The organism is Desulfovibrio desulfuricans (genome assembly GCF_024460775.1).
GTDB lineage: Bacteria > Desulfobacterota > Desulfovibrionia > Desulfovibrionales > Desulfovibrionaceae > Desulfovibrio > Desulfovibrio desulfuricans_E.
Genome location: NZ_JANFYZ010000019.1, coordinates 36,295 through 42,540, shown reverse-complemented (window position 1 = coordinate 42,540; position 6,246 = coordinate 36,295). Strand labels below are relative to the sequence as shown.

The following is a 6,246-nucleotide window of genomic DNA, read 5'->3' as shown; positions in this document are numbered from 1 at the left end:
AGCGCAACGTACTCATGTACGTGAGCATCAAAATCCCGGCGCTGACGCATTCAGGCCGCAAAACGCGTATTTTGCAAATTCACTCAACACCAGCCATCGCCTCCGCGTTCGCTCCGGCGAGTTTAAGGAAGGCAACGCCACAACCAGCTTTTGATGGCGAGTGGACTATTCTGACTCGTAATTTCTCTGCCTGCTTGCGGTTGAATTAAGAGCGGAATGCTCGCAGGAGAGAGTGGCCCCGAAGTCTCATGCATTGCGACCTGGATCGGTCAAGTTGGTGATGATTGAAATTTTAGAGATGCCCTGAAAACGGTGCAAAGCCATGCCCTTTTCAGGCAACGTATCGGCGGTATTTGGCTGAAACAGATTCACATCCAGAGCGAAAGCGAACTCTGGCATTTACGCGGCGCGGAGGGAGATCACCTGAGCGAGCGTAGCGAGGGAAGGAAGCTCCCGCAGCTATAGTCGCGTTGCCCTCGCCGCATGAAGAATGCTGAAAGCCCTTCTTAGGGGGTGTTCCGGGGGGAGTGCAGAGGGGGCCTAGGAGGGGCGCAGCCCCTAACAGGTCCCCTCTGCCCCACGCCGGGGAGGCGTCCCAAACGCCGCCGGAGGGCGAAACCAAGTGCCCGCAGGGCAGCAAAAATCAAAGAAACACACCAAGCCGGGGAGGCGAAACTGCGCGCCGCACTCAAAACCAACAAAAAGGGAGCAAGCCTCTCGGCCTGCCCCCTGCTTTATTCAGAAAGAAACTGCAACCCAAATCTACAACTTCGCCGCTCCAACCCCCGGCAAAACCTGCTCCAAGGCATGCCCAAGAGAAAGCAACTCGCCCTCGGCAAAGGCCTTGCCAAAAAGCTGCATACCCACGGGCAAACCGCTCTCGGCACCAACACCCACAGGCATGGAAAGCCCGGGCAGACCGGCAAGGTTCAGCGAAAGCGTGTAGGCATCCATGAGGTACATCTGGAGCGGATCGGCGGTCAGGCTGCCCACATTCCACGCAGGAACGGGCGAAACCGGGGCCCACAGGGCATCGCATTTATCAAGGGCGGCGAGGTATTCATCGCGGATGAGGCGGCGCACCTGTGCGGCCTTGCGGTAATACGCATCGTAATAGCCGGAGGAAAGCACATAGGCTCCCAGCATGATGCGGCGCTTGACTTCCTGTCCGAAGCCCTCGGTGCGCGAGCGCACGTACAGGTCTTCAAGATTCTTGATATCCGCAGCGCGGCGGCCATAGCGAACGCCGTCAAAGCGGGCGAGGTTGGAACTGGCCTCGGCCATGGCGATAATATAGTAGGTTGCGATGGCCGCATCTGTGTGCGGCAGGCTCACTTCCACCAGTTCCGCACCCTGAGCCTGAGCAATGCTCATGGCGTTCTGGCATACGGCGCGCACTTCAGGGGCCAGACCTTCACCAAAAAATTCCTTGGGTATGCCCAGCCGCGCGCCCTTGAGGGGCTTGCTGTTCAGGGCGGTCACATAGTCGTCCACAGGGCGCGGGGCGCATGTGCCGTCACGCTGGTCATGCCCTGCGATAACGCCGAGCACGCGGGCGCAGTCTTCCACGCTGCGGGTCAGCGGGCCCACCTGATCCAGTGACGAGCCGTAGGCGATGACGCCGTAGCGCGACACGCGGCCGTAGGTGGGCTTGAGGCCCACGCAACCGCACAGGGAGGCGGGCTGACGGATGGAGCCGCCGGTGTCCGTGCCCAGAGAAGCAAAGCATTGCCCGGCAGTGACGGACGCGGCGGAGCCGCCGCTTGAGCCGCCGGGAACCCGGTTTACATCGCGCGGGTTGCGGGTGGTCTGGTAGGAGGAGTTTTCCGTGGTGGAACCCATGGCGAACTCGTCCATGTTGTTCTTGCCCAGAATAACGGCCCCGGCCTCGCGCAGTTGCTGCACGGCAAAGGCGTCATAAAAGGGAGTATAATTTTCGAGAATGCGCGAACCGGCAGTTGTGCGCAGCCCCTTGGTGGAGAGGGCGTCCTTGACCGTTACCGGCACACCCCACAGGGGCTTGGCCGGATTGGGGCCTTCCTTGTCCAGGGCAGCGGCAGCGGCAAGTGCCCCTTCCCTGTCCACGGTCAGCATGGCCGCTATGCGCGGCTCTGTGGCGTCCATGCGCGCAAGGCAGGCCGTAACGGCGTCAACTGCGCTCAGTTCCTTTTTTTGCAGGGCCTGAGCCGCTTGTGTGAGCGAGAGGGAACAAATTTCGGTCATGGCGTTCTCAAATATGTTCTGCACTGCGGTTTGAGCAATGCTGTGCGTTTGGGTGCGGTATGCGTCGGCGCGGGTGACTGCGCCGGGCTGCTGCACTGGCCGGGCCAGAGCAATATTACTCTGAAACTGCTCTATACGATGCGGGGCACGATGAAATATTCGCCATCGGCCTCGGGCGCGTTGGCGAGCACTTCGCTACGCTCACGCCGCCGGGCCGACACATCGTCCCTCAGGGGGCCTGGATGCTGGGCCGGGCTGTACAGAGGCTCCACATTGTTGGTGTCCACGCGCGCGAGCACGTCCATATAGGCCAGAATATCGCCCATCTGGCGGGCAAACAGGGTCTGTTCTTCCTCGCTGACGCTCAACCGGGAAAGTGTAGCCATGTGGGCCACTTCTTCCAGACTGATGGTTTTGTTGTCTGCCATGTGTAGTCCTTTAAAGGCAATGCCTGCGGGCGCGATCAGCGCGCAGCGGGCAGGCTGAGTTTATACGAGGGGCGCGGCGTGTTGCTCATGATGGGCGCAGACGGCGGAGTCTGACCAGTCTGCACTGCCGGGGCGGCTTCCGCTCCTGCGGCAGGGGCCGCAAGGGGCGCGCCGGTGGCGTCCACGGGCGGCAGGCCCTGCATACGCAGAGCCGCCTGTTGCAATACACGAGCGCGGGTTTGTTGGAAGGTTTCCACATCCACGGGCGTCATGCCAGTGGGCGAAACGCCGAACAAGAAGAGCTTTTGGTGGGCAACGCCCGCGTTGTCCCACGAAATGGGAGCCATGCCCCAGATCATCTTGGAGGCGCGCTGCGCGCGGGCCGTAACCTGCGGCGTGGTCAGGCGCGAATCAAGCCCCATGGACACGGCAAAGCGCACAAAGTCGTAGCCCAGGGCATTCCAGAAGTCCGTGCCGGGCGCCTGAAGGGCACGGGGGGCCTGCGGCTGGTTCCATGCGCCGGGAAAGACCGCCAGAGCGAACTTGTCGGCATTGGCAACCGTTTTGCCGGAGAGGCTTTGCTCCCAAAGCGTGGTTCCCAGAAGCACCAGCCGGTCCTCGCCGTTATAGAGCAGGCTTGTGGTCAGCATTTCCATGCTCTTCCACGAATCTGGCAGGAACAGGGCTTCAAAGGATGTCTGCGGCACAGGGGTTTTGCTGCCCTGAGGCGTCTGGGCATTGATGAGCGGAGCCACTGCATTGCTCCACGAGGTGGAGTCGGCAGGGTTATACGAGGCCTTTTGCAGCAGCATGTTGTGGCTGGCAAGGCTCTGTTCCATGAGGCCGGTCATACGCACACCGTATGCATCGGTGGGATAGAAGGCTCCGTAGGTGCGGATGTTCAGGCCAGTGCTGGCAAAGTTGATGAGCGTGTCGATCTGGTCTTGCGGGCTGGGGAAAAAGCGCCATGCGCGCGCTCCTTCATCGCCCTGCTCAAGCGAAGGCACAAAGGTGAAGAAGGCTCTTTTTTCGAGCTGACCGTGCTCGCGGGCCTGAGCGTAGTTGCGCGCCTGCAGGGGGCCGCCCACAACAGCGCAGGCCGGGGGCAGAGCGTCCAGACGCTGCAACCAGTCGGCAGCTTCGGTATTGACCGTTTCAAGGCGCATCTTGACGCCGCTGGCGGCAAGCTCGCTCTGGGCCATCTGCGCGCCGTGGCGCACCTTGCTCGCAATGGGGGCATACGTGCCGGAAGACGGCAGGGCCAGCACCACGCAGGGGCCGGTAACGGCCGCGGGGGCAACCGGTTGGGGTTTGGGCTGGGGCGCTCTTTGACCAAGGCCAAAGGGCATCTGACACGCGGCAAGACAGCCAAGAAGCGCCAGCAGCGAAACATTGCGGGCCAGCGCGGCGAAAGAGCGGCAAAAATTCATGACGGTATCCTGGTTGTAGTACCGGCAGGCCCGTCGTACGCGGGCCGCAAAAAAAGGTCTGGTTCAGGGAACCAGACCTTTTTAGTACAGGGTAGGCGTGGTTGCAAGTTCGGGGCGTATGCCGCCGAGCTGCCCTTGCCCTTATTTCTTCACTTCAGTGTAGTCTGCGTCCACAACATCATCACCCGCATTGCCGTGCTGCTGGCCTGCGCCTGCGGCTCCGGCCTCTGCGCCGGGCTGGCCGCCAGTCTGCTGGGCCTGCTGCTGATAGAGCTGTTCGGCAAGTTTGTGCGAGGTCTTGGCGAGGTCGTCGGTGGCAGCCTTGATGGCTGCGGCGTCTTCGCCTTCCATAAGCTTGCGCAGAGCGGCGATTTTGCCGTCAATATCGCTCTTGAGCGCGGCATCGGCCTTGTCGCCAAGATCGGTCAGGGATTTCTCCGTGCCATAGATCAGGCTGTCGGCGTGGTTGCGCGCTTCAATCAATTCCTGCTTCTTCTTGTCGTCCGTGGCGTGGGTTTCAGCCTCGCGCACCAGACGCTGGATGTCGTCTTCCGACAGGCCGGAAGAAGCCGTGATCTTGATGGACTGTTCCTTGCCGGTGCCCATATCCTTGGCGGACACGTTCACAATGCCGTTGGCGTCGATGTCAAAAGACACCTCGATCTGCGGCACGCCACGGGGCGCCGGGGGAATGCCAGCCAGGTCAAAACGTGCCAGGGTCATGTTGTCGGGCGCCATGGGGCGCTCGCCCTGAAGCACGTGGATGGACACCGAGGGCTGGTTGTCGGACGCCGTGGTGAACACCTGGCTTTTACGCGTCGGGATGGTGGTGTTGCGGTCGATCAGCTTGGTGAACACGCCGCCCATGGTTTCGATACCAAGGGAAAGCGGGGTCACGTCGAGCAGCAGCACGTCCTTGACGTCGCCGGTGAGGATGCCGCCCTGAATGGCAGCGCCCATGGCCACAACTTCGTCCGGGTTCACGGAGCGGTTGGGCTCCTTGCCAAAGAACTTGCCCACCACGCTCTGCACCAGAGGCATACGGGTCATGCCGCCCACAAGAATGACTTCGTCAATCTGCGAGGCGCTCATGCCCGCATCGGCCAGGGCCTTTTTGCAGGGCTCAATGGTGCGGTCAACAAGGTCGCTGACCAGCGATTCAAGCTTGGCGCGGCCAATCTTGATGAGCATGTGCTTGGGGCCGTTCTGGTCGGCAGTGATAAAGGGCAGGTTGACCTCGGCCTCCATGGAGGTGGAAAGGTCTTTCTTGGCCTTTTCAGCGGCTTCTTTCAGGCGCTGGAGGGCCATGCTGTCCTTGGCAAGGTCAATGCCGTTTTCGCGCTTGAACTCTTCCACCAGGAAGTTGATGACGCGCTGGTCAAAGTCTTCGCCGCCGAGGAAGGTGTCGCCATTGGTGGCGCGCACTTCCACAACGTTGTCGCCAACTTCAAGGATGGAAATATCAAAGGTGCCGCCGCCGAGGTCGAACACAGCGATCTTTTCGTTGGCCTTTTTGTCAGCTCCGTACGCCAGCGAGGCCGCAGTGGGCTCGTTGATGATACGCTTGACGTCAAGACCGGCGATGCGGCCTGCGTCCTTGGTGGCCTGGCGCTGGGCATCGTTAAAGTAGGCGGGCACGGTGATGACCGCTTCGGTAACGGTTTCGCCAAGGTATGCTTCCGCATCGGCCTTCAGCTTGGCCAGAATCATGGCCGAAACTTCAGGCGCGCTGTAGGTGCGGCCATCAACTTCCACGCCTGCGTCGTCATTGGCGGCCTTGACGATGGCGTAGGGCGAATGCTCTTTCCAGCGGCCAACTTCAGGGCTTTCAAATTTACGGCCCATGAGGCGCTTGATGGCGAAAACCGTGCGCTTGGGGTTGGTAACAGCCTGGCGCTTGGCGATATCGCCAACCAGACGTTCCTTATCTGTAAAGGCGACCACGGAAGGAGTGGTACGGCCACCTTCGGGATTGGTGATGCACTTGGGGTCCTTGCCCTCCATGACGTAGACGCAGGAGTTCGTGGTACCCAGGTCGATGCCTATAATCTTGGACATATCTGAATCCTCCTCAGGAAAACTTCTCTGTGCGCTTCGCGCTACCACCTCCGAGGGGCCTCAGGGAGTGCGCAAACGGCGGCGAGCGCGGGAAAATCAGCGCCATT

The 6,246-nt window shown here is 61.0% G+C and carries 5 protein-coding genes; 1 reads left to right on the top strand and 4 read right to left on the bottom strand.

Annotated elements, in window-relative coordinates:
• Positions 1-209, top strand: a 209-nt coding sequence (locus tag NE637_RS14390; RefSeq protein WP_256267768.1) for a hypothetical protein, incomplete at its 5' end; no start/stop codon positions are given.
• A gap of 553 nt (positions 210-762) precedes the next feature.
• On the opposite strand, the gene gatA is transcribed toward NE637_RS14390, so the two are convergent.
• From gatA to dnaK, 4 genes are all read right to left on the bottom strand, one after another.
• Positions 763-2,223 carry an Asp-tRNA(Asn)/Glu-tRNA(Gln) amidotransferase subunit GatA gene (gene gatA / locus NE637_RS14385; RefSeq protein ID WP_227118289.1) on the bottom strand — a complete coding sequence of 487 codons (1,461 nt, stop codon included), beginning with the start codon at positions 2,221-2,223 and terminating at the stop codon, positions 763-765.
• 131 nt (positions 2,224-2,354) lie between these two features.
• Positions 2,355-2,651, bottom strand: coding sequence for an Asp-tRNA(Asn)/Glu-tRNA(Gln) amidotransferase subunit GatC (gene gatC, locus NE637_RS14380; protein WP_227118288.1), 297 nt, complete (start codon positions 2,649-2,651; stop codon positions 2,355-2,357).
• Positions 2,652-2,686: 35 nt separating this feature from the next.
• The gene (locus NE637_RS14375; protein WP_192112273.1) at positions 2,687-4,081 is read right to left on the bottom strand and encodes a type 1 periplasmic-binding domain-containing protein; all 1,395 of its coding nucleotides are present in this window, start codon (positions 4,079-4,081) and stop codon (positions 2,687-2,689) included.
• A gap of 141 nt (positions 4,082-4,222) precedes the next feature.
• Positions 4,223-6,139, bottom strand: coding sequence for a molecular chaperone DnaK (gene dnaK / locus NE637_RS14370; protein WP_192112274.1), 1,917 nt, complete (start codon positions 6,137-6,139; stop codon positions 4,223-4,225).
• Positions 6,140-6,246: the final 107 nt, after the last annotated feature.